Annotated in this window: 24 protein-coding genes and 1 pseudogene; 15 read left to right on the plus strand and 10 right to left on the minus strand. The window is 68.7% G+C overall.

Annotated elements, in window-relative coordinates; translation table 11 throughout:
* Window positions 1-4: 4 nt before the first annotated feature.
* On the plus strand, window positions 5-1,165 hold the full coding sequence (locus ACIRA5_RS39120; protein ID WP_403699201.1) for an RICIN domain-containing protein: 1,161 nt from the start codon (window positions 5-7) through the stop codon (window positions 1,163-1,165).
* Window positions 1,166-1,586: 421 nt separating this feature from the next.
* Here ACIRA5_RS39120 and ACIRA5_RS39125 read toward each other — a convergent pair.
* Window positions 1,587-1,751 (minus strand): annotated as a pseudogene (locus ACIRA5_RS39125) (pirin family protein); the annotation flags it as partial.
* Window positions 1,752-1,846: 95 nt separating this feature from the next.
* Here ACIRA5_RS39125 and ACIRA5_RS39130 point away from each other — a divergent pair.
* The 4 genes from ACIRA5_RS39130 to ACIRA5_RS39145 all read left to right on the plus strand — a co-directional run bounded on the left by ACIRA5_RS39130 (window position 1,847) and on the right by ACIRA5_RS39145 (window position 6,777).
* Entirely contained in the window at window positions 1,847-2,887 is a 1,041-nt protein-coding gene (locus ACIRA5_RS39130) for a site-specific integrase (RefSeq protein WP_403699203.1), read from the plus strand.
* Between the two features lie 293 nt (window positions 2,888-3,180).
* Window positions 3,181-4,035 carry a hypothetical protein gene (locus tag ACIRA5_RS39135; protein WP_403699205.1) on the plus strand — a complete coding sequence of 285 codons (855 nt, stop codon included), beginning with the start codon at window positions 3,181-3,183 and terminating at the stop codon, window positions 4,033-4,035.
* A 76-nt stretch (window positions 4,036-4,111) separates the two neighbouring features.
* Window positions 4,112-4,561, plus strand: a complete 450-nt coding sequence (locus ACIRA5_RS39140) for a hypothetical protein (protein WP_403699207.1) — start codon at window positions 4,112-4,114, stop codon at window positions 4,559-4,561.
* A 152-nt stretch (window positions 4,562-4,713) separates the two neighbouring features.
* Complete coding sequence (locus ACIRA5_RS39145) at window positions 4,714-6,777, plus strand: tetratricopeptide repeat protein (protein ID WP_403699208.1); 2,064 nt, start codon at window positions 4,714-4,716, stop codon at window positions 6,775-6,777.
* A 341-nt stretch (window positions 6,778-7,118) separates the two neighbouring features.
* On the opposite strand, the gene ACIRA5_RS39150 is transcribed toward ACIRA5_RS39145, so the two are convergent.
* The 3 genes from ACIRA5_RS39150 to ACIRA5_RS39160 all read right to left on the minus strand — a co-directional run bounded on the left by ACIRA5_RS39150 (window position 7,119) and on the right by ACIRA5_RS39160 (window position 8,884).
* Entirely contained in the window at window positions 7,119-8,069 is a 951-nt protein-coding gene (locus ACIRA5_RS39150) for an SDR family NAD(P)-dependent oxidoreductase (protein WP_403699209.1), read from the minus strand.
* A 20-nt stretch (window positions 8,070-8,089) separates the two neighbouring features.
* Window positions 8,090-8,374 (minus strand): hypothetical protein, encoded by a 285-nt coding sequence (locus ACIRA5_RS39155; protein WP_403699210.1) that lies wholly within the window; start codon window positions 8,372-8,374, stop codon window positions 8,090-8,092.
* 282 nt (window positions 8,375-8,656) lie between these two features.
* Window positions 8,657-8,884: a hypothetical protein gene (locus ACIRA5_RS39160; RefSeq protein WP_403699212.1), complete on the minus strand. Its 228-nt coding sequence runs from the start codon at window positions 8,882-8,884 to the stop codon at window positions 8,657-8,659.
* 354 nt (window positions 8,885-9,238) lie between these two features.
* On the opposite strand from ACIRA5_RS39160, the gene ACIRA5_RS39165 reads away from it, so the two are divergent.
* The gene (locus ACIRA5_RS39165) at window positions 9,239-9,703 is read left to right on the plus strand and encodes a nitroreductase/quinone reductase family protein (RefSeq protein WP_403699214.1); all 465 of its coding nucleotides are present in this window, start codon (window positions 9,239-9,241) and stop codon (window positions 9,701-9,703) included.
* A 52-nt stretch (window positions 9,704-9,755) separates the two neighbouring features.
* On the opposite strand, the gene ACIRA5_RS39170 is transcribed toward ACIRA5_RS39165, so the two are convergent.
* The 6 genes from ACIRA5_RS39170 to ACIRA5_RS39195 are packed head-to-tail and all read right to left on the minus strand — an operon-like array spanning window position 9,756 to window position 14,945.
* Complete coding sequence (locus ACIRA5_RS39170; protein ID WP_403699216.1) at window positions 9,756-11,204, minus strand: aldehyde dehydrogenase; 1,449 nt, start codon at window positions 11,202-11,204, stop codon at window positions 9,756-9,758.
* Entirely contained in the window at window positions 11,204-11,425 is a 222-nt protein-coding gene (locus ACIRA5_RS39175; protein WP_403699218.1) for a 4-oxalocrotonate tautomerase family protein, read from the minus strand. Before ACIRA5_RS39175 ends, ACIRA5_RS39170 begins: the two co-directional genes overlap by 1 nt.
* Before the next feature lies 1 nt (window position 11,426).
* On the minus strand, window positions 11,427-12,206 hold the full coding sequence (locus ACIRA5_RS39180; RefSeq protein WP_403699220.1) for a 2-keto-4-pentenoate hydratase: 780 nt from the start codon (window positions 12,204-12,206) through the stop codon (window positions 11,427-11,429).
* Window positions 12,203-13,252, minus strand: a complete 1,050-nt coding sequence (gene dmpG / locus ACIRA5_RS39185) for a 4-hydroxy-2-oxovalerate aldolase (RefSeq protein ID WP_403699221.1) — start codon at window positions 13,250-13,252, stop codon at window positions 12,203-12,205. The genes ACIRA5_RS39180 and dmpG overlap by 4 nt, the downstream gene beginning before the upstream one ends.
* On the minus strand, window positions 13,249-14,154 hold the full coding sequence (locus tag ACIRA5_RS39190; protein ID WP_403699223.1) for an acetaldehyde dehydrogenase (acetylating): 906 nt from the start codon (window positions 14,152-14,154) through the stop codon (window positions 13,249-13,251). Before ACIRA5_RS39190 ends, dmpG begins: the two co-directional genes overlap by 4 nt.
* Window positions 14,151-14,945 carry a 2-keto-4-pentenoate hydratase gene (locus ACIRA5_RS39195; RefSeq protein ID WP_403699225.1) on the minus strand — a complete coding sequence of 265 codons (795 nt, stop codon included), beginning with the start codon at window positions 14,943-14,945 and terminating at the stop codon, window positions 14,151-14,153. The genes ACIRA5_RS39190 and ACIRA5_RS39195 overlap by 4 nt, the downstream gene beginning before the upstream one ends.
* A gap of 271 nt (window positions 14,946-15,216) precedes the next feature.
* Between ACIRA5_RS39195 and ACIRA5_RS39200 the strand changes: the two genes are divergently transcribed.
* The 9 genes from ACIRA5_RS39200 (at window position 15,217) to ACIRA5_RS39240 (ending at window position 22,407) form a co-directional block, all read left to right on the plus strand.
* Complete coding sequence (locus ACIRA5_RS39200) at window positions 15,217-16,155, plus strand: fumarylacetoacetate hydrolase family protein (RefSeq protein ID WP_403699227.1); 939 nt, start codon at window positions 15,217-15,219, stop codon at window positions 16,153-16,155.
* Window positions 16,152-17,348: an NADH:flavin oxidoreductase gene (locus ACIRA5_RS39205; RefSeq protein ID WP_403699229.1), complete on the plus strand. Its 1,197-nt coding sequence runs from the start codon at window positions 16,152-16,154 to the stop codon at window positions 17,346-17,348. The genes ACIRA5_RS39200 and ACIRA5_RS39205 overlap by 4 nt, the downstream gene beginning before the upstream one ends.
* The gene (locus ACIRA5_RS39210; RefSeq protein ID WP_403699231.1) at window positions 17,345-18,244 is read left to right on the plus strand and encodes a VOC family protein; all 900 of its coding nucleotides are present in this window, start codon (window positions 17,345-17,347) and stop codon (window positions 18,242-18,244) included. The genes ACIRA5_RS39205 and ACIRA5_RS39210 overlap by 4 nt, the downstream gene beginning before the upstream one ends.
* 63 nt (window positions 18,245-18,307) lie before the next feature.
* Window positions 18,308-18,769, plus strand: a complete 462-nt coding sequence (locus tag ACIRA5_RS39215; protein ID WP_403699233.1) for an SRPBCC family protein — start codon at window positions 18,308-18,310, stop codon at window positions 18,767-18,769.
* Between the two features lie 99 nt (window positions 18,770-18,868).
* Window positions 18,869-19,279 (plus strand): nuclear transport factor 2 family protein, encoded by a 411-nt coding sequence (locus tag ACIRA5_RS39220; RefSeq protein WP_403699235.1) that lies wholly within the window; start codon window positions 18,869-18,871, stop codon window positions 19,277-19,279.
* A gap of 34 nt (window positions 19,280-19,313) precedes the next feature.
* Window positions 19,314-20,039 carry a class II aldolase/adducin family protein gene (locus tag ACIRA5_RS39225; protein WP_403699237.1) on the plus strand — a complete coding sequence of 242 codons (726 nt, stop codon included), beginning with the start codon at window positions 19,314-19,316 and terminating at the stop codon, window positions 20,037-20,039.
* Window positions 20,040-20,125: 86 nt separating this feature from the next.
* The gene (locus ACIRA5_RS39230) at window positions 20,126-21,031 is read left to right on the plus strand and encodes a VOC family protein (RefSeq protein WP_403699239.1); all 906 of its coding nucleotides are present in this window, start codon (window positions 20,126-20,128) and stop codon (window positions 21,029-21,031) included.
* 120 nt (window positions 21,032-21,151) lie between these two features.
* On the plus strand, window positions 21,152-21,907 hold the full coding sequence (locus ACIRA5_RS39235) for an SDR family NAD(P)-dependent oxidoreductase (protein ID WP_403699241.1): 756 nt from the start codon (window positions 21,152-21,154) through the stop codon (window positions 21,905-21,907).
* Window positions 21,908-21,963: 56 nt separating this feature from the next.
* A complete protein-coding gene (locus tag ACIRA5_RS39240) occupies window positions 21,964-22,407 on the plus strand; it encodes a nuclear transport factor 2 family protein (protein WP_403699243.1) in 444 nt (147 codons plus the stop codon).
* Window positions 22,408-22,487 lie beyond the last annotated feature (80 nt).

Below are 22,487 nucleotides of genomic sequence, written 5' to 3' on the forward strand. Positions count from 1 at the left end.
CCCGATGAGACGACGATCTGGCCTCCTGTCCCTCTGGGCGATGGTGCTCACCGTGATGATCGGTTCGGTCCTGGGCACCGTCGCGTTCGCACCGCCCGTCCACGCCGCGACGGCGTTCACCTCCACCGCGGTCAACCAGAACGGCGGCAACTGCCTGGATCTGCCGGGCAGTTCCACCGCCGACGGCATCCAGCTCATCCAAAGGCCCTGCCACGGCGAGGCCAACCAGACCTTCACCTTCACCCCGGTCAGCGGGACCGCCGACGAGTACGGCATCGGCACGTCGACCAGCGGAAAATGCGTGGAGGTCAACGGAGCGTCCAGCGCCGACAACGCCGCGATCGTTCAGCGGACCTGCGGCACCGGGGCCCACCAGAAGTTCCGCCTGACGCCTGTGACGATCAACGGGACGGACAACGTCTTCGCCCTGCAGGCGGTCCACTCCGGCAAATGCGTCGCCCCGTCGGGCGATTCCTCGGCCGGCAACACCGGCCTCGTTCAACTGCCCTGCAGCAATGCGGCGTCACGGGCATGGCGGCTGCCCAGCTTCGCCGGCGGAGGCGGCCCGACCACGCCGCCGACCAGGACCGTCCGGGTGTACTGGCTGAAGCCCTCCGACGTTCCGTTCGACCAGCGATACCCGGACGGCATCGCCCATGTGATGCGGGAGGCGCAGCGCTACTACAAGCAGGAGCTCGGCAAGACCTTCACGCTCAACAACCCCGTGGTCGAGGTCGTCAACGGTGACCAGCCACGAAGCTGGTACGAGAACACGCCCAACGGCGGTGACCGTTACTGGTGGGCCGTCACGAACATGCAGAACGAACTCGCCAGAAAGTTCGGCCTGAACAACCCCGACAGCCGGTGGCTGAACGTCGGCGAGATCAGCGCCGAGGGAGAAGGCGCGGGCGGGGGCGCCAGCCCCGGCTGGGTCGTGCTGAGCGGGCACGACGCGGACGGCGCCGCAGGCACCAGCGGACAGTCGATGAACCGGTGGTACGGCGGAATGGTCCACGAACTCGGCCACGCCTTCGGCCTGCCGGACTCGGCCTCGACGGACGGCACACCGATGTCCGCGTCCTTCTACGACTACCCGAACACCCACTTCAACCAGAGCCAGAAGAACCAGATCCTGAACGGGCCCTACGGGAGCTTCCTGTCCTGACGCCGACCGCCGGCAGCGAGGCATCGATGCGATGCCCCGCTGCCGGTCAGAGTGAGCTGATCGCTCGGTCCACTGGGGGTCGTGGCCGGGATCCGCACCAAGCCCGGGCTAGGCACGCGCCGCCACGCCTTCGTGCTCGTCCCTCCGGAGGCCGGCCAGTGGGACCAAGAACGCGCTGGCTGCCGCTCACCCGTTCTGAAGCAGAGCCTGGCAAGCCGACAAGCCGCTTCCGCGACCCGTCGCTACAGCCACATAGGGTCAGCATGAGGCTGACCAAACCCGCCTGCAGATGGCCAGACATGAGAACGTGGCGTTGTCCGTCGACGTGTTCCCGAGGAGCGATCGCCCCTCGGGAGAACCGGGTGTCGAGCGGGGACAGCCGTGTCCCGCGAGAGGCGTGCACTAGAGCTGGAACCCCTGGTCAGCGCACCCTTCCGCGTGGTTTCAGTGATACGGGCTGGAGTTCAGGAGCGGGCAGGGGAGCCCCGTCGTACCCCACCACCTCACCGAGCCGGGAGCCCGTCATCCAGTCCGAACGGGCTTGTGCGATGTCCTCGTTGGACCGTCCGATGAAGTTCCACCACATATCACGTGTTTCACGGCTTCGTGCAGGTCAGAGACGTCTCGGACCATCGGCGGTCAGCAAACCGTCAGCATGGGTTCCAGAGGAGTCGGCGCAGCATGGCGAGCAAGAGCTTGGCCCGCGGCATGGGCACCTTCTTCAAGGACTGCGAGCATCCTCAGTCCCGGTGGTCCAAGTGCCCCCACGAGTACAAGATCCGTTACCGGAGCGCGGCCGGGAAGCAGACCGAGGAGTCCGGGTTCGCCACCCAGGACAAGGCCATCACGCGACTGACTGATGTCTACAACGCGAAGAAGGCCGCTCCGAGGAATCAGAGCAGGGCCGATCGCATCCACAAGTACGGGGGGATGCAGTTCAGGGAGTACGCCGCTGAGAGGCAGGCCGGCCAGCGGGATCTCGGCGCGGCGTCCATCAGGCACCTCAACTCGCTCCTCGAACACCACCTCTTCCCGGCGTTCCAAAGTCGCCGGATGAACACGTTCGACCACAAGGTCGTGGACGCCTTCATTCAGACGATGGAGCGCAACGGCGTAGGCCTGGCCACGCAATCCAACACCTACGACAAGCTCAAAGCGATCCTTCTCGATGCTCACCGGCTGGGGATCTTCGATCAGAACCCCCTGGGGAGTATCAAGCCTCCCCAGTACGACCCGACAGGTGCGGTCATTCCCTCAGTCACGCAGCTTCAGAAGATACGCACGGCCGATGACGACACGTTCCTTCTGATCGCCGATCTCATGAGCGGCTGCGGGATGCGCAATGGTGAAGCAGCGGCAGTCAACCTCAACAACATCGTGGCAGACGACGTCTACCGGATCAGCGAGCAGGTGAACCAGACCACCAGGGACTATGCGCGGCTCAAGCACCGCAAAGCCGGCGAGTACCGGGACGTGCCCCTTCCGGCACGGATCAAGGACACCATCGAGTGGTACGCGGAGAAACACGGCACCGTAGACGGGTACCTTCTCCGCCACCCGAAGGATCCCAGCAAGGCGTTCCCGTACTCCCGTCGCGGTTGCATCCAGCCGATCACCGAAGCGGGACACAGGCTTGGCCTGTGGCATGACGCGAGGATCGCGCTGCACTCGTGGGTGTCGACCAGGATCTGCGGCACCTTCTGTACTCGCGAAGTCCGTTAGGCCACCCACTCCTTGACGTCAGTTTTCCGGCGAAATCGGTTGCCGATACCGTAGTCAACTGACTACCCTCGGCGAGCACGGTGTCGCGGATTTCGTCGGCGAAGGGGGCGAAGGGACCAAGGGGCTGGGCGATTCCGGTCTGATGGCTCCCTCCTCGGCGACGATTCGCTGGCGGCAGCGAACCTCACCGGTTCCGCGCTCCGTGCTCGCACTGGCGTCCCGCCCTGTGCGCAACTACGAACATCGCAGCAGCGGTGGCAACGCCGGTCGCACTCACAAAGGCGCGGATTCCTATGAAGCAGCGACAGCAAGGTCCGCTGACGGTCATCACCGACGAGGAGATCGTCCGTGCGGAGGCCGAGAAGGCCGCCCGCGGGCGGGAGGCGCTGCTCGGGCCACGCATCGAGGCCGAGCAGCAGCGCGTCGCGGCCCGGAAAGCAGCGCGTAGAGACCTGTACGGCGCGGTCGAACGGCTTGTAGAGCAAGATGCGGCGGCGCGTGGCGCGGCTGAGGTCCTGCGCGCCGCGGCCGGCCAGGAGCGTGTCGACCCGGTTGCCAGCGATCGAACCAGCCGCGACGCACCACGGCTGCCCGGGACCGAGTCCTTCCGCGCCGCAGCCGGTAACGAGGAGACGTTGCTGTTCGCCTCGGACCACTACTCGTACTGGACCTACGGCAACGTGTACGGATCGAGCTTCGACGACCACGCCGCGACCGACTACGCGTTCAGCATCTTCTCCAACGACGGCGAGCCCGATAGCCCGTACGGTGCGGTCGGCTTCAACGTCGCCGTACAGACCTCCGAGCCGATCGCATTCCTCAACATCAAGCCGTTGCTGCGGTACCAGTACAAAGCGCGGCTGACATCGTCGGAGAGCTGGCTGGGCGACGGCTCCGCCAGTGGCCGCAGCTGGTTCAATATGATCGTCTGGCAGGACGGCAAAGCCGTGACAGGCTACGCCCAGTACCCACTGTGGAGCAACGCGGTCAGCGGATCGAGCCTGCCCGCCGAAGATGACGGCTGGGCCTCGGACTTCACCCTGGGTTTCGAGATGACAGCTGGCCTGCCCGTACGTGGTGGAGATCGGGCTGTGGGCCAACTGCGACTCCAGCTGCACCCTCGGCTCCTGCGGTGGTGCGAACCTTGATCAGTGGAGTCGGCTGCTGTGGGTGGCCGCCTCTGGCACCGTGACCGGCTAGCGCGCGAATTGGAATGGAGGATCCGTGGACCCCGTCACCGTGATCGTCTCGGCCCTCGCAGCTGGCGCCGTGAGCGGGCTGCGCGAGTCTGCCGTGTCAGCCGTCAAGGACACCTACGCAGTGCTGCGTAAGCTCATCGCCGACCGGTATGCCGACGTCGACGTGCAGCCGGTCGAGAGAACACCTACATCGAGCGCGAAACGCGAATCACTCGCCGAAGACCTCACTGCGGCCGGGGCCAACGGCGATGCCGAGCTACTCACGGTCGCACAGCGGCTGATCGCCGCAGTACGCAACCATGAACCCGGCGCCGGCGAGGCCATCGGTGTCGACCTCGAACGGATCGAGGCAGCGGCACTGCGCATACACGACGTACAGGCGTCCGGCACCGGCATACGAGTGCGCGACGCACAGTTCGGCGGCGACATCGACATCTCCGAGGTCCAGGCCGGGCGACCTCCAGAGCACCCTTAGTCGCGGCAGCCGAGCCCACGCCTGCCGCAGGCCCCCAGGGCACCCCTGATCGTCGCACGATCGAACTGACCAGCGTCACAAGCCACGACATCAGCATCGACCAGCGCACCATCGTCCACATCCAAACGCTAGTCCAGCAGCGCTTCCCGGCCGTGCCCTACCGGCTGGCGCCGCCGCCAGCACGCCTGGCTGGCAGGCAGAAGCTGCTTGCTGAGCTTCGCCGCCGCCTCGGTACCAAGGGACGCGCGCCCCGTGTCGTCGCACTGCACGGGCTGGGAGGTGTTGGCAAGACCAGCGTCGCGCTGGCCTACGCGCACCGTTGGAAGGTGGCACACGACGGCCTGGTGTGGCAGCTGACGGCCGAGGACGCGGCCACGCTGTCTGCCGGCTTCGGCGAGCTGGCTGCCCAACTGGGCATCCACGAGATCGTCGACACCACCAACCCGATCACCCAGGTCCACGCGGCTCTGGCGGCGCAAGACGAGCCATGGCTGTTGATCCTCGACAACGTCACCGATTACGCCTCGATCCGCGATGCCCTGCCGCCCGCCGGGGACGGCGAGGTGCTGCTGACCACGCGCTCGGCCTACTGGCCCGACGACATCGCATTCGAGGTGCCGGTACTCGATCAGCGGGTGGCTGTGGAGTTCTTGACCGAACACACCACAGGCGACTCCTCCGCCGCGGCGGATCTCGCACGGGAGCTCGGTGCACTGCCGCTCGCCCTGGACCAAGCCGCCTCCTTCCTCGACGCCACCGGCCACACGCTCGGCGAGTACCTGCGGCTGCTGCGCGAGCGCCGCGCCGAACTGCTCAGCCGCGGCCAGCCACTCGGCTATGCCGCCTCAGTCATGTCGACGTGGAACCTCGCGTTCCAACGACTGCAGACCACCCACCCGGACGCAATCACACTGCTACGGCTGCTGGCTTGCTGCGCCCCCGATACGATCCCATTCCGGCTCATGCTGATGCCGCCCTCCCCCGTCCCGGCCCCGGCCGCCCCGATTGTCGACGCTCTGCTGGGCGACCCATTCGCGATCGCCGACGCGATCACCGAACTGCGCCGCTACTCGCTCGTCAGCCGACCCGTCGGCGGTCACGTCTCGGTGCACCGCCTCGTGCAGGCCGTCACCATCGACCAACTGCCGTCCGCCGAACGCGATGTGTGGCGGACGACCGCCGCAGAGCTGGTGCAGGCCGTGCTGCCAGTCGACGCGACCGTACGGAAGTCCTGGCCCAGATATGCCCTGCTGCTGCCGCACGCCCGCACCCTGCTCAGCCCTGGCTCCCAGGGCACGATACGGATGGTGGACTACCTCGGCGCCAGCGGCGACTACGTCACAGCGAGACTCGTGCAGTCTGAGGTGTATGCCGATGCCCGGCGGCGGCTCGGCGACGAGCACCCGGACACGCTCAGCGCCCTTACAGAGCTGGCCCGCTGGACCGGCCACGCCGGCGACGCAACCCGCGCCCGTAACATGTTCGCCGAGATCCTGCCGGTCCGCCGCCGCGTCTCCGGTCCCGAGCACCCGGACACGCTGACGGTGCTCTACCAGCTGTGCGACTGGACCGGCCAGACCGGCGACGCCACCCGCGCTCGCGATATCGCCGCTGAGCTGTTGCCGATACGCCGCCGTGTCTCTGGCGACGAGCACCTTGACACTCTGCGGATCTGGACGGAGCTGGGCTTCTGGACCGGCCAGCTCGGCGACGCCGCCCGCGCTCGCGACATCTACGCAGAGCTGTTGCCGGTCCGCGAGCGGGTCTCCGGACCTGAGCACTCGGACACGCTGAGCGTAAGAGACCAGTACGCCCGCTGGATCGGCGAGGCAGGCGATCCGCTGCGGGCCAAAGAGCTGTGTGCGGCTCTACTGCCGGTGTACGAGCGTATCGCCGGCGCAGAGCATCCTGACACCCTGTGGGCGCGAACCAACTTGGCATGGTGGACCGGCGAAGCAGGCGACCGAGCCAGCGCCCGCGACCAGTACCGCGTTCTACTCCCGGTCCGCATCCGCGTCTCAGGCCCCGACCACCCGGCGACGCTAACCGCGTGGACGAACCTCGCGTGGTGGACAGCCCAAGCAGGTGACCTCGAAGCGGCGTTGCAGGAGTACCGGGAGCTGCTGCCGATACGGGAACGGGTATCAGGGACGGAACACCCGGACACGCTCCGCGTGCAGTCGCAGATCGCGCACTGGACCGCCAAGCCGACGTAGGTGAACAGGTCCACCCCCGCACAACACGGCGGTGCGGACTGTGGCCGGCGCCAGCCGCGAGTTCCAGGCCGGGCCGGGCAGCCTGTCAGGTCCGCCGAGCACGAGCATCTCGTTGCCGGCCACGGTGTTCGAGTGCGCCACCATGGTTTTGTAGTTCTTCGCGGCGCTCATGTCGTCGGGGGTGCCGATGTTTCCGGTACCGGGAGTGCCCATGACGAACACGCGCGCCTGCGGCGCACCCTGAGGGTGCCCGGCCCTCAGCCAGGAGCTCACCAACACCTACCGCGCACACCGGCAGGCCGCCGGGATTCCCTTCGCCCCGGCGGCCATCGGACGCGCGGTCAGCCCATCGCGCGGCGCAGGAGCGCCTCAGAGGCATTCATATACTGGTCCACGGTGGCCTGGGTGAGGCCTTCGGTCGGGAGGATCGGCTCGGCCTTGCTGTTGAACATGATGCCCGTCCGCCCCTCCAGGTCCTCCGTGAACAGCAGCGGCACCATCCGGCGCCCGTAGTCCTCCGGCGACTGCCCGAACAGACCGACCAACCCCTCGGCGAAGCGGTGCTTGAAGCTGCCCTCACCCAGGTAGTTCGACCGGATACCGGTCTTGATGAAGCCGGGGTTCAGGCCGAAGTACGTAGGACCGGGGAGCCGTTCGGCGCCGACGAGGGCCAGTACCTCATTGCCGACCACGGTGTTGGCGTGCGCCTTCATCGCCTTGTAGTTCTTCTCGGAATTGAAGTCCTCGGGGTCTCCGGTCATCCCGTTGCCGGGCGCTCCCATGATGAACACGCGCGGCTGCGGCGCACCCGCGGGACGGGCCGTGCCGAGCCGGGAGCTGAGCCCCTTCAGAACCGCGAAGCGGCTGAGATAGCTGATCGCCATGTCCCGTTCGATGCCTTCGGGAGTCTCCTCACGCTCCGGCGCCGCAAGGATGCCAAGGGAGAAGTACGCGACGTCGAAGGACTCGACGTCCAGCTCCTCGCCCAGGCGGACGGCCTCCCTCAGGGACGACAGATCGGCCTGCACGAACGTGAGCCGCTCCGACGGCGCATCCCGGAAGGTGCGCCCGACGACCGTCACCTGCGCGCCGCTCTCCAGCGCCTGCTGGGCAACGGCCCGGCCGAGGCCGTTGGTGCCGCCGACGACCAGGAGGCGCTTGCCCCTCAGGTCGAGACGCTCGATCGGCATCGTGTTCACGACGAGGTTCTTGTCGCGGACTCCGTTGAGCCTCTGCTTGGGCTTCTTGGGGGCCTCTGCACGGTGGGCGGAGGTGTTGTTCTGCGCGTTCATCAGTGCGTTCCTATTGCTCGTTACTTGTACTGCGGGGTCATGTATCCGGTGCGTGCTGTCGGTCGCCGTGCAGGCCCACGCCGGCCGCGGCGTTGCGGGCGAGGGGAAGCCGCGAGCGACGTTCTTGACGATGTCGACAGCCAGTCGCGACGCTCCACAACCTGCACGCCGACTTCACGCCCCGCCTCGGCCAGGTGCTCGCTCACCGACTCGGTGAGCCGGTCGGCGAGCAGCCGCGTGGACGAGGGGTTACTCAGTCCGGCCGAGACGACCGTGAGCGGGACCGGTTGCGTTGTGGTGATCACTTGGTCTCCTCCTCAGGGGTCGTGGCCGTGGCGGCTGACGGCGGCCGGGTGGGCAGGCGCGTCCCGCACCGAAGGTCAGCACCTTGTCGATGACCTCCTGCGGGCTGCCGCTGACTTTGATTGTTCGATCAGTTAATGCTCTCAAAATGCACCCCTTGCCGGATTCATCCCGAGGCATCTAGGCCCCTAATGGCGGGACTGGCACCACAGAGACCCCAAGCAGTCGTGATTCTACTGTCTAGACAACCATTGCTCGTGCAGAATCATTCCAGGTGCCTCTGATCACTCCTCCAGATCGACGAACACCTTCACCACGCCACCCGAGCCCAACCCATCGAATCCGCGCTCGGCGATGTCGCTCATCGGGATCATCGACACCCTGCGGTCCAGTGGATAGGAACCGGCCGCCATCGCATCAATGACCATCGAGCACTCCCCGCAGCACACGAGGCCGGCGTGAACATCGATCTCGCCCCTCATCAGCGGCCCGGCGTTGTTCGACGTGTTCACAGGGAACCGCCACCAGAACGGACTCACCCAGCCCTGACGGCGCCCTCCAATGCGGCGCGGAATGCCACGGGGGCACCGGCTGGATCAATGGACGCCTCGCGCTCCGGCCGCCCGTCAGGTCACGGATCGCCCCCCGGGTCGGGGACCACTATCCCCCCGAGGGACTCGGCCACGGCGCGGTGGACGGGCGCCGCGTCCGACACGAGCCCGGGCCCGCAGGGGGTTCAGAAACCTGCGCGCGAAGACCGGATCCCCAGCGCATCTGCCGAATCGACCCGGCAGACCCGACTGCAAGCATAAGATTGGCTGACCAACTACTGGTGGGCACATCGCGTTGCTCGCCGAGGAGGTCCGATGAGCTTCAACACGCCTTCCGGCACTCGTGGCACCCGGCAGCCCGGACGTGCGCTCAAGTGGTTCAACAGCTGGTCCATGCGGCGCATCCGTCGCAAGGGCGGCGCCAAGCTGATGGGAATGGACGCTCTGGTGCTGACGACCATCGGCCGCAAGAGCGGGGAGCCCCGTTCGACACCAGTGGCGTGGTTTCCGAGCGAGGACGCTGGCTGGCTGATCGTGGCCTCGGCGGCCGGGGCGGCGAAGAACCCGGCGTGGTACTACAACCTCGCCGCTCATCCCGACAAGGTGCGGGTCGAGATCGGCAGTGTCACGACGGATGTCGTCGCCGAGCAGCTCCAGGGGGAGAAACGCGAGAGGGCATGGCGCCAGATCACGACCGCCATGCCCCGCTTCGCGCAGTACCAGGTGAAGACCGACCGCGAGCTGCCGGTCATCCTGCTGACGCCCCGCTCCGCCGACTGAGCAGGGCGCCAGGTTTGTGGTGCCTGCCTCGCATCGAGCGGGGCAGGCACCCTCAGTGGCTGTTCGCGTCCGCGTCGATCTGCATCACCACTGCCTTGGGTTCGGTGAAGAACTCACGGCTGAAGTTGCCCCCTTCGCGGCCGATTCCGGAGTCGCCGGAGCCGCCGAAGGGTGCCCGCAGGTCCCGTACGAAGAAGCAGTTCACCCAGACGGTCCCCGCCCGGAGTGCCGCCGCGACCCGGTGCGCACGGTGCAGGTTCTCCGTGAACAGCATCGCGTTGAGGCCGTACGTCGAGTCGTTGGCCAGTTCGATCGCCTCGGCCTCGGTGGTGAAGGGGATCACTACGACGACGGGGCCGAAGATCTCCTCGCGGGCGTGCCGGGCCATCTGGTCCATGCCGGTGATCACCGTGGGGCGGATCGTCCAGCCGTCGCCGCGGCCACCGGTCCGCAGTGTGCCGCCCTGTTCCGAAATGGTGTCCACGTATCCGGCGACCTTGGTGTGGTGCTCCTCGGACGCGAGAGGCCCGATCTGGGTGGACTCCTCCTTCGGATCCCCGATGACCATCGCGTCCGCCGCCGCGGCGAAGCGGGTCAGGAACTCGTCGTACACCTCCTGCTGGACGTAGAGCCGGGAGCCGGCCAGGCATACCTGGCCCGAGTTGGTGAAGACCGCGCGGATCGACCAGTCGACGGCGTTGTCCAGATCGGCGTCGGCGAAGACCAAGTTGGCCCCCTTGCCACCCAGTTCGAGGCTGACCGGGATCAGGTTGCGCGCCCCGGCCGCGGCGATGATGCGGCCGGTGCCCGATTCGCCGGTGAAGGTGATGCGGTCCACGGCGGGGTTCTCGGTCAGGGCCTGGCCCGCCGAGTCGGGGCCGTATCCGTGGACGACGTTGAACACGCCCGGGGGCATGCCCGCCTCCAGGGCCAGTCTGGCAAGCAGGGTGGCCGAGACCGGGGTGTCCTCGGCGGGCTTCAGCACCACCGTATTGCCCCAGGCGAGGGCCGGTGCGACCTTCCAGGACTCCAGCATCATCGGGAAGTTCCACGGTGCGATGGCCGCGACGACCCCGGCGGGGTCGAAGCGGGTGTAGGCGTGGTGCCCCGTATCCATGGGGTACGCCTCGGACGTGGACAGCCTTGCATGGTCGGCAAAGAAGCGGAAGTTCGCCGCCGTACGGGGCACGTCGTTGCCGCGGGACTGGGTGATCGGCTTACCCATGTCCTGGGTGTCCGCCATGCCGAGCTCGTCGGCATGGGCCTCGATCAGGTCCGCGAAGCGGTGCAGGATACGGCCCCGCTCGGCCGCGCCCATCCGGGGCCAGGGGCCGGTGTCGAAGGCGCGGCGAGCCGCGGTCACCGCGCGGTCGGCGTCGGCACCGTCGCCGAGGGCGATCTCGGCCCAGGGGCGGCGGGTGTAGGGGTCGGTCGAGGTGAAGGTGGCGCCGGAGAGGGAGGCCACCTCCTCGCCGTCGATCACATGGCCGTAGAACTCCATCAGTTCGCCCCTCCCCCGGCTTCGGCTGCCGCCGCCTCCCGTTCGGCGATGGTGACGTCACCGGCCGCCCAGTGGGTCTTCGGTAGTTCCCGGACGGCGACGCGCACGCTCTGCTGCGGCACGCCCAGCGCCTTGACGACCGCGCCCGTCACCTCGTGGATCAGTGAGCGGAGCTCTTCCGGTGTACGGCCGTTGACCAGCGTGACTTCGATGAGCGGCATGTCAGCCTCCCGTGAGGTGGAGCGAACCGAGGTGGGTGAAATGCACCGCGACGGTGGCGCCGGGCGGTACGTGTACGGCGTCGGTCATGCCGCCGGTGAGCACGATCCAGCCGGGCTCGATCGCCAGGCCCCGGCGGCCGAGTTCGTTGGCGGCGAAGGCCAGTGCCTCGGCCGGATGGCCCTGTACGGCGGCGCCGGTGGCGCTGTCGACAACCTGGCCGTCGACCTCGACGAGGCAGGCCTCCATCGCCAGGTCGAGGCTCTCGGGCGGCACGCCGACCGGGCCGGTGAGGAAGCGTCCCGAGGAGGCGTTGTCCGCGACCGTGTCGGGCAGCTTGAAGCGGAAGTCGAGGTAGCGGCTGTCGATCACCTCGATGCCGCCGTGCACCGAGCCGACGGCGGCCAGCGCGGTGGCGGCGGTGACGCCGGGACCGGCCAGCCGGTCCTTCATCACGAAGACGATCTCCGGTTCGGCACGCGGATGGATCAGCTTGTCCTGCGGGACCGAATCGCCGGCGGGCAGCACCATCGCGTCGGTGAGCCAGGCCGTCAGCGGTACGTCGATGCCCATGCGCTGCTGCTTGGCCCGCGAGGTCAGGCCGAGCTTGATGCCGACGATGTTCTCGCCCCGGTTGAGCCTGCGCTGCAGCGTCTCGTCCTGGACAGCGTAGGCGGTGTCCAGGTCGAGGTCGGGCCAGTCATCGGTGATCGGGCCGCGGCCGGTGCGGTTGTCCTCCGCTGCCAAGAGAGCCGTGGCGGCCGTGTCGAGATCCCAGGTCATCGCGCGGCCTCCGCCTTCTCGCGCTCCTCGGCGAGCCGCAGCGCGATGTCGATGATCATGTCCTCCTGGCCGCCGACGTACCCGGCCTCGCCGACCTGCTGGAGGATTTCGTGGGCGGGGACGCCGTAGCGTTCCGAGGCCCGTTCGGCGTGCAGCAGGAAGCTGGAGTACACGCCCGCGTAGCCCTGGACGATCGAGGATCGGTCCATGTACGGCAGTCGCGGGATGAACGGCTTGACCACGTCCTGCGCGGCGGCCAGGGCCAGGTCGACGTCGACTCCGGTGGGGATGCCCATGCGCTCGAAGGTCGCCGCGAGCACCTCGGTCGGCGAGTTTCCGGCGCCTGCGCCGAGCGCGCACAGGGCGCCGTCGATCTGCTGGGCCCCGCCTTGGTAAGCGAGGACGGAATTGGCGACGCCGAGGGAGAGGTTCTGGTGACCGTGGAAGCCGACCTGGGCCTCCTGCCCGATCTCGTTCACCAGGGCCTGGACCCGGGCCTGGGCGTCGGTGAGCACCAGGGCGCCGGCCGAGTCGACGACGTACACACACTGGGCGCCGGCGTCGACCATGAGCCGCGCCTGCTTGGCCAGTTCGTCCGGGCCGATGCGGTGCGAGAGCATCAGGAAGCCGACCGTCTCCATGCCCAACTCCCGCGCGGCGGCGAAGTGTTGGACGGAGGTGTCCGCCTCGGTGCAGTGGGTGGCGATACGGGCCACACTCGCGCCGACCGCATGGGCGCGCTTCAGCTCGGTGACCGTGCCGACGCCGGGCAGCATCAGTACGGCGATCTTCGCTCGGGTGGCCTCGTCGACGGCGGCCCCGATCAGCTGGATCTCGTCCACCTTGGAGAAGCCGTAGTTGAAGCTGGAGCCGCCGAGGCCGTCGCCGTGGGCGACCTCGATGACTTCGACGCCCGCCTTGTCGAGGGCGTGTACGACGCCGCGCACCTGCTCCTCGGTGAACTGGTGCCGCATGGCGTGCGAGCCGTCCCGCAGGGTGGAGTCGGTGATGCGCAACTTGCGCGGCTCAGGGCTTTGGGGAGTCATCGGGTCACCGCCGTGTTCTTCGCGCCCGCCAGCAGCTCGCCGACGCGAGCGGCCGCGGCCGTCATGATGTCCAGGTTTCCTGCCCAGGGCGGCAGGTAGTCGCCCCGGCCGCGCACCTCGAGGAAGACGGCCACCCGGGCCTGGTCCTTCCACTCGGGGCGCGGGTCGTCGAACTGCGGGTCGGCGCGCAGTGTGTAGCCGGGCACGTACTCGGCCACCTCCGCGACCATGCGGACGACCGACTCGGTGATCGCGTCGCGGTCGGCACCTTCAGGGATCGCGCAGAAGACCGTGTCGCGCATGATCATCGGCGGCTCGACCGGGTTCATGATGATCACGGCCTTGCCCTTGCGGGCGCCGCCGACCTGCTCGATGGCCTGCGAGGTCGTCTCGGTGAACTCGTCGATGTTCGCGCGGGTTCCGGGTCCCGCCGAGCGGGAGGCGATCGACGCGACGATCTCCGCGTACTCAACCGGCACCACGCGGGAGACCGCGTGCACGATGGGGATGGTGGCCTGTCCTCCGCAGGTGATCATGTTGATGTTGGGGGCGTCCAGGTGCTCCCTCAGGTTCACCGGCGGGCAGACGAGCGGGCCGATCGCCGCGGGCGTCAGGTCGATCGCCTGGATGCCCGCTTCGGCGTACCGCTTCGCGTTGGCGATGTGCGCCTTCGCGGAGGTCGCCTCGAACACCAAGTCGGGCAGCTCGTCCCGGGACAGCAGCCAGTCCACTCCGGCCGCGGACGTCTCCAGGCCGAGCTTGGCCGCCCGGGCGAGTCCGTCCGAGGCCGGGTCGACGCCGACCATGTAGCGCACGTCGACGGTCTGGCTGTGTCGCAGTTTGGCGAGCAGGTCGGTTCCGATGTTGCCGGGGCCGACGATGGCCGCGGTCACCTTGCTCATGAACTCTCCTCGGTGAAACGTGCCGTGACGCTGCCGAGTCCGGCATAGGCCGCGGTGACGGTGTCTCCGGCGGCAACCGGCACGGAAGCGGTGATGGAGCCGGGCAGGACGACGTGCCCGGCCTCCAGGACCACGCCCCGCGAGCCGACGGTGTTGGCCAGCCACACCAGAGAGGTCAGCGGCGAGCCGAGTACGGCGCCGCTCGCGCCGGTGCCGACGAGTTCGCCGTTGCGGTGCAGCGTGCAGCCGGCGAGGCGGAGGTCGACGTCGTCGAGGCGAGCCGGGGTGCTGCCCAGGACAACCCCGCCGGAGGAGGCGTTGTCGGCGATCGTGTCGACGATGCCGATGCGCCACTCGCGAATGCGCGAGTCGATCAGTTCCAGGGCCGGCAGCACGAAGTCCACGGCCGCGGCGGCCTCGGCGACCGTGACTCCCGGGCCGGACAGCGGTCGCTTGAGGACGAACGCGATCTCCGGCTCGACCCGCGGCTGCAGGAACCGCGACGCCGGGATGGGCGCGTTCTCCAGCCAGAACATGTCGTCGAGCAGGTGGCCGTAGTCGGGCTGGTTCACGCCCATCTGGCGCTGCATGGCGGGCGAGGACAGTCCGACCTTGTGGCCCTTGATCCGGGCCCCGGCAGCCACCTTGCGGCGGATCTGCAGGAGCTGGATCTCGTAGGCGTCGGCGAGCGTCAGGTCCTGGTACTTGTCCACCAGCGGTTCGATCGGAACCCGGGTTTCGTAGGCGCCGAGGAGGGCGTCCGCCGCCTCGGCCAGGGTCACGGCGGTCATGACGGCACCCCCTCGTCCTGCTCCACCGGGCGTGCGATCAAGTCCGTCATGGCGATCTCCGATCGGGTCGGTCGAGTGCGCGCCGTGCCTCGTCCGGGCAGGCGCTCCACCCCCAAACTGTGTGCACTTTCGCAGATCGAAGTCAACCCTTGGTCGACCTATTGACTGCGGCTGAAACTGTATGCACTGTTACTCCAGAGCCGCCCGCCAAGGCATTGCCGCCAACTCTGCCGAATAGTAGGACGGCCAATAATCGAGCTCGGGAGTTCGAATGTCCGTATGGAGTCTGGTGACCTGCCGACCCGAGGACGAGGGAGCCGCCTCGTTCGTCGCCGTCGCCGACAGCGAGGGGCGTGTACGACGCCACCCGGTCCTGGCGCGCTATGCCGACGTGAGTGCGGCGCTGCGGGACTGGGCGGACCTGGAGCCGGTCCTGCGCGACTGGCAGCCCACCGAGGGTGAGCCCCTGGAAGGCGTACGGCTGCTGGCGCCCGTCCCCTCGCCCGGCAAGCTGGTCTTCGCCGGCGCCAACTACCACGATCACCTGCGGGAGATGGGCGTCGGGGACGTACCGGACGGCATGGAGCCGTACTTCTTCCTGCTGCCGCCGACCACGATCGTCGGCCCGGACGACACCATCGCCATCCCGGGCGACCCCGGTGCCCGGGTCGACTGGGAGGCCGAACTCGGCGTGGTGATCGGGCGACGCGTCCACGACGTACCGGTGGAAGAAGCGCTGAACGCGGTCGCGGGCTACACGATCGTCAACGACATCTCCGCCCGCGGTCTGCACGCCCGGTCCAACCCGCTGGCCCCGCCGTTCGCGTACGACTGGCTCGCGTCGAAGGGCCGCGACACGTTCAGCCCGATCGGTCCCGGCGTGACGCCGTCCTGGTTCGTGCCCGACCCGCAGGCGCTGCCGGTGCGGCTGTGGCGCAACGGGGTGCTGGAACAGGACGGAAACACCAAGGACATGATCTTCGGCGTGGCCCAACTCATCTCCGCGGCCAGCGCGTTGATGACGCTGGAGCCGGGCGACGTCCTCGCCACCGGCACCCCGGCCGGCGTAGGTGTCGCCAAGGGGATCGCGCTCGAGGCCGGCGATCAGCTGCGCATCGAGATCGAACCGCTGGGCGCACTGGCCAACGACGTGCGGCGAGCCGATCAGCCCACCGCCCTCGCTGACCGGAACACCTTGGAGCAGCGATGACCTCCACCACGAACGCGAGCCCCGCCACCAACTCGGCCGATCTCGCGCCGCTGTTCACCCCGTTGAACCTCGGCACACGCAGCGCCCGCAACCGGATCATGCAGGCCCCCATGTCGGTCGGCTACGCCAACCCGGACGGCACCGTGACCGACCGGGAGATCGAGCACTACGCCCGGCGCGCCCAGGGCGGCGTCGGCGTCGTGGTCACGGAGAACTTCGCGATCAGCGTCGCGGGACGGCAGATGCCACTTCAGACGCTGGTGAGCGACGAGGAGCAGCTGCCGGGGCTGCGCCGGCTGGCCGCCGAAATCCGCCGGCACGGCGCCCTGGCGATCGTCCAGATCGTGCACGCCGGGCGGTACGCGGGTCCTTGGGAGGAGTACGAGAAGCGGCCCCGGCTGGCCCCTTCCGCCATCCCGTTCGAGCTCACCCCGGGCCGGGTGGTCACCCCGCAGGAGATCACCCCGGCGGAGATCGAGGAGGTCGTCGAGGAGTTCGTGCGCGCCGCCCAGCTGTGCGAGCGCGCCGGGTTCGACGGCGTCGGCGTGCACATCGCGCAGGGCTTCCTCCTCTCCGGTTTCCTCTCGCCGCGCTCCAACCGGCGCACCGACGAATGGGGCGGCGACTTCGAGGGACGCACGCGGCTTCCCCTGGAGGTGGTGCGGCGCGTCGTCGCGGCCACCGGTCCGGACTTCGTGGTCGGCGTGCACCTGCTCAGCGACGAGCGCGTGGAGGACGGCTGGAGCCTCGACGACGCCGTCCGGCTCGCCCCGCTGCTGGAGGAGGAGGGAGCCGCCTTCCTGTTCGCCGTCCCGGCCACGTTCGAGACCATGCGACTGCCGCGGAACGCGGGCATGCTCAACAAGCCGGGGTACTCGCTCGACGACACGGCGGCGCTCCAGCGCGTAGTGACCATCCCCGTGGTGGCCAACGGCGGCCTGGGCGATCCCCAGGAGGCGGTGCGGGTCCTCGCATCGCACCAGGCGCAGGCAGTGGGCCTGGCCCGGCCGCTCTTCGTCGATCCCGACTGGCCGCGCAAGGTGGAGTCCGGCGCCGCCGAAACCGTCCACACCTGTGCCTGCGACACCGGCCTCTGCCTGCGGACCCAGCTGACCGGTTCGCTCTGCGAGAGCTGGCCCGAGAGTGCCCGCTCGCGCGGCTACCTCGGTTACGACGAAGGAGCCACCCCGTGATCACCCTGACGGACATCGCCTATGTACGCTCGGGCGTCGAGGACCTCGACGGCGCCGTCCGGTTCGCCCGTGACATCGTCGGCCTCGAAGTGGTCGACTCCGACGAGCCCGGTGTGGCGCATCTGCGCGCCGACCAGCGGGGCCACTGCCTCACCCTCGTCGAGGGGCCCTCCGGGGTGATCTCCTCCGGCTTCACGGTCGCCGGCCCCGGAGCTCTGGCCGAGGCGGAGACCGAGCTGGAGAAGCAGGGTCTGCGCGTCGAACGCGGCGACCGGGCCGGGGCGCGGTCCCGCGGGGTGTCGGAGTACATCGCCTTCGACGACCCGTTCGGCAACCATGTCGAGCTGGCCGCGGCGCAGTTCCGCTGCGCCGATCCGGTACGGCTGGGCCGGGGGTCCGGGATCACCGAGTTCGGGCATCTGTGCCTGGACGCCCCCGACGTGCACGAGGCGTACCGCTTCTGGTCCACGCACTTCAACGCCAAGGTGTCGGACTGGGTCGGCGACGGCGCCTGTCTGATGCGTATCGACCAGGTCCACCACAAACTCGCCGTGTTCCGCGGCGAGGAGGCCGCGCTCTGTCACATCAACTTCCAGGTCGAGTCCCTGGACGACCTGATGCGCAACTGGCACTTCCTGGTCGAAGAGGGCGTGGAGATCGTCATGGGGCCGGGGCGGCACCCCACCTCCGGCTCGGTGTTCCTCTACTTCAAGGGCCCCGAGAACCTCACCTACGAGTACGCCGTCGGCGGCGACCTCATCGAGGACGACACCGCGTGGACCCCGCGGGTGTTCGACCTCGGGCAGCCCTCGTCCATCGACATGTGGCGCGGCCCGGTGGCGCCCACGACCCGGCAGCGCCAGCTCCCCCAGCCGGCGCCCGCCCCGGCGTCGTAGCCGGCCCGGTACCGCATACCGCCCAAACGAGGTCGGCAGTGTCGCCGACCGAAGGAGGATCGAATGATCTTCGTGACCCACGTGATCCCCGTCAACGAACCGGGGCAGCCCCGGCTCGACCGCGCCGCCGTCTGGGAGGGTCTGGTCCTCAAGGCCGACAACGCCCTGCCGTTCGTGCCCGCGATGAGCGACTGCAAGGTCGTCGAGCGCTACGGCGAGGCCCGCTTCGACCGTGACATCCGCATCCGGGGCGACGCCTTCCGTGAGCGGATCACCCTCGAAGAACCCCATCGGGTGGTGTTCACCCGCCTCTCCGGCCCGATCCTCGGCACGATCGCCAACGAGATCGAGGGCGAGGGCGACGACATACGACTGCGCTTCAGCTTCGCCCTGGTTCTCACCGGCACCCCGGGGAACTCGGAGGCTGAGGAGCAGTACGCCAAGACCATGACCGGCGACTACATCCAGGCGCTCACCGCCACCCTCAACGCCATGCGCCGCATAGCCGTCAACGACGCGGCCTGAAAGTCACCTCGTGACCTGACCGGTCGCGCCCCCTACTACTGAGGTCGCGACCCCTACTCAGATCGCAGCTCTTACCGAGTACGGACGAAAGGGACAAAGATGTCTGACGTGTCCGCCTGGATCGACTCCTTCTACGCCGACATCGACGCACAGCTGACGGAGCGCGTCCTCGAGCGCTTTGCCCCCGACGGGGAGCTGGTCTTCGGCAACAACCCACCCGCCATCGGCCACGACGCGATGCGCGAAGTGCTGGACAACCTGCGCCACGCGCTCGCCGGCCTGCAGCACGAGTGGTGCAACCGCTGGACGGTCGACCAGGGAACGCTGGTCCTTGAGGCCCGCGTCCACTACACCACGCGCGGCGGCGCCGAGGTGATCCTGCCCTGCGTCACGATCATCGACCGCGCCCCCTCGGGCCTGGTCACCTCGCTGCGCGTGCACATCGACGCCGCTCCGCTGTTCGCGGTCCTCGACGCCGAGTCCGTGGCCTCGCACGAGGTGGCGGGATGAGCTGTCGGCGTGCCGTCCGAACGGCGCCCCGGCCATGAGCGGGCACGCCACGACCGAGACGGTGGCGGACCGCACGTCCATAGCCGGGGAGGTGGTGGCGGACCGTACGGCCCTCGCCGAGGAAGTGGTCGCCGCGGCCCGTACGTTGGCGGCGCTCGGCCTGGTGGCGGCGTTCGGGCATGTGTCGGCGCGACGCGGCGACCGAATGCTGATCACACCCGCGATCGACCTCGGTCAGGCCACCGAGGAAACGCTCCGGGAGGTCCCTCTGGACGCGACGGCGCTCCCGGCGGGCACACCGGGCGAGGCATGGATCCACCTGGCGGTCTACCAGGCACGGCCGGACGTCCACGCCGTCGCCCGCGCCATCCCGGAGTCCGCCTTCGCGGCCGGCGCGGTCGCCTCCCGCAGCATCCGGCCCCTGCACGGGCAGGGCGCCATGCTCGGCGAGACGGTGCCCGTCCACGACGACGCACGCCTGATGCGCTCGGCCGACATCGCCGAACCGGCCGCCCGCACGCTCGGCCACGCCGACGCGCTCGTACTGCGGGGCAACGGTGCGGTGACCACCGGCAGCTCACCCGGCCATGCCGTCGCCCGTATGTGGCTCCTCGACACCACCTGCCGACTCCACCTGGCGGCACGACAGGCCGGAGCGGTCCGAACCCTCACCTCCGAGGAGATCGCCGGCTGGCGGGCAGCGGCACCGCCCCTGCTCGACCGGCTCTGGGCGCACCTGCGAAGACCCGACGGTGCCTGAGCCGTGCCCGCCGCCACCGTGACCGACGAGTGACGTAACCGTCCGCCCCGCATCCCGGGGAGGACCGACCGACGAAGGAAAGCACCATGCGCGTCAGCGGCCTTCTGCACTACGGCCTTCAACTGCCCGACCTGGCCCAGGGCAAGGACTTCTACACCGACTTCGGCCTGACCGTCGACGAACGCGACGACCGGCTGGTCGTCCGCTGCGACGGCCGGGACCAGGACCAGACGCTGCTCGTCGAGGGACGCGAAAAGCGCCTGCATCACGTCGCGTTCGCGACGCCGGACGGCTCACTGCCCGAGCTGCAGCGCCACCTCGAATCCCTCGGCATCGCCCTTCAGGACGCACCGGCGGGCGGCTCCGAGGGCGGCCTGTGGTTCCGCGACCCGGACGGCAACGCGATCAATGTGCGCGAGCAGGAACTGGCCCCGCCGCGCGCCGCAACACCCTTCAAGCAGAACCTGGCCGGTGACTACCAGCGGATCGACGAGGCCCGCTGGCCGACCGCGAACACCGCGCCGCGCCCGAACCGACTGGGCCACATGCTGATCTTCTCCGCGGACGTGAACCGCTCGCAGGATTTCTACGAGCGCACCCTCGGCCTCAGGCTGTCCGACCGGATCACCGGCAAGGCCGTGTTCATGAACTCCGGACCCGGCGACCACCATGTGTTCGGGTTCATCCAGAGCAGCCACCCGGGCCTGCACCACTCCAGCTGGGAGGTCGACAACGTCGACCAACTGGCGATGGGCGCGCAGATCATGGCCGACAAGGGACACACCGTCGGCTGGGGTCTGGGCCGGCACACGCTGGGCTCGAACCTGTTCCACTACATGCGGGACCCGTGGGGCAGCTGGATCGAGTACTTCTCCGACATCGACCAGATCAGCGAGGACTGGAAGGGCCAGGACTGGGACGTCCCGCCCGCGGTGTGGTGCCCGCTGATGCCGGACGAGTTCCTGCAGAACTTCGAGTCGAAGCCTGAATGACACGCCCGCTCGGGCCACGGCCGACCGCCTGCGCGACCTGACGCGGGCCGACGGCGTACGACGGCCGGGACAGCGACGGACTCGTCCCGGCCTGCATCCACCTGCCGAAAAGAGGACGAGATGGCAACATCCGAGCAGTTCGCCGGGCGCGTCGCGATGGTGACCGGCGCCGGATCGGGCATCGGGAGGGCTTCAGCCCTGGCGTTCGCGGCCCGCGGGGCGGCGGTCGGCGTGTGCGACATCAACGACGAGGGCGGCAAGGAAACCGTCTCCCTCATCGAGGGCGCCGGCGGCAAGGCCCTCTTCCTGCACACCGACGTGGCGTCCGGCGACGCGGTCCGGGAGGCCGTCGACACCATCGTGGCGACGTACGGCGGACTGCACTACGCCCACAACAACGCAGGCACGTTCTCGATGGCGGTCACCGGTGAACTGTCGGAGGAGGACTTCACCCGTGTGGTGAAAGTCAACCTGCTCGGCACCTTCCTGTGCATGCACCACCAGATCCCCAGGATCCTCGAAGCCGGCGGCGGCGCGATCGTCAACACCGCCTCGATCTGGGCCCACACCGGCATGCCGACCCAGTCGGCCTACGTGGCCAGCAAGCACGGCGTCGCGGGGCTGACCAAGACGGCGGCCGTCGAGTACGCCTCGCAGGGCCTCCGGGTCAATGCGGTGTCCCCCGGCTACATCGAGACGCCGATGACGGCGGCCAACCCGCCCGACGCCGTGGCCGCCATCCTGTCCCGCCAGCCCATCGGCCGAGCGGGGCGGCCGGAAGAGGTCGCGGAAGCGGCGGCCTGGCTGTGCAGCGACGAGGCTTCGCTGATCACCGGAGCGATTCTCAACGTCGACGGCGGCTATCTGGCGCACTGACCGGCCCCCTGTCGACGGCGGACCACGACAACCACTCTTCCACGGAGGCACATCGCATGGCGGACTCTGCGAACGTCACGACGATCAAACGTTTCTACGACATAGCCGATGGGAGAATCACGGGCAATCCCACCGAATTGTTCACCGAGGACGTCAAGATCTACACGCCCAAGTTCGGTGTCGCCGCCGGACTCGACGCGATGGTCGCCGCCGGCAAGGGCCGCGCGATGTTCCGGCGCATGGAGCACCACCTCGACGAGTTCGACATCGTCGAGCAGGGCGACCGAGTCATCGTCGAGGGCACCACCGAGGGTGAGACCGTCACGGGCCGGACGTGGGACGGGCGCAAGACCGTCCCCGGGCATTTCTGCGCCGTCTTCGACTTCCGTGACGGGCGTATCTGCAGGATGCACGTCTACTTCGATCCCGACCTCGGCCACGAGGACGCGGACCGCTATCCGTGGTGGCAACGGCAGTCCGCCTCACCGGCCGACGCCTGACCGCGCCGGTCCCCACGCCATCAAGTACCCGCCGGGCCGGGTGACTTCGCCCGCCCGACGGCACTTCACCTCACAAAATG

This window comes from Streptomyces sp. NPDC096311 (assembly GCF_044763085.1).
Classification (GTDB): Bacteria; Actinomycetota; Actinomycetes; order Streptomycetales; family Streptomycetaceae; genus Streptomyces.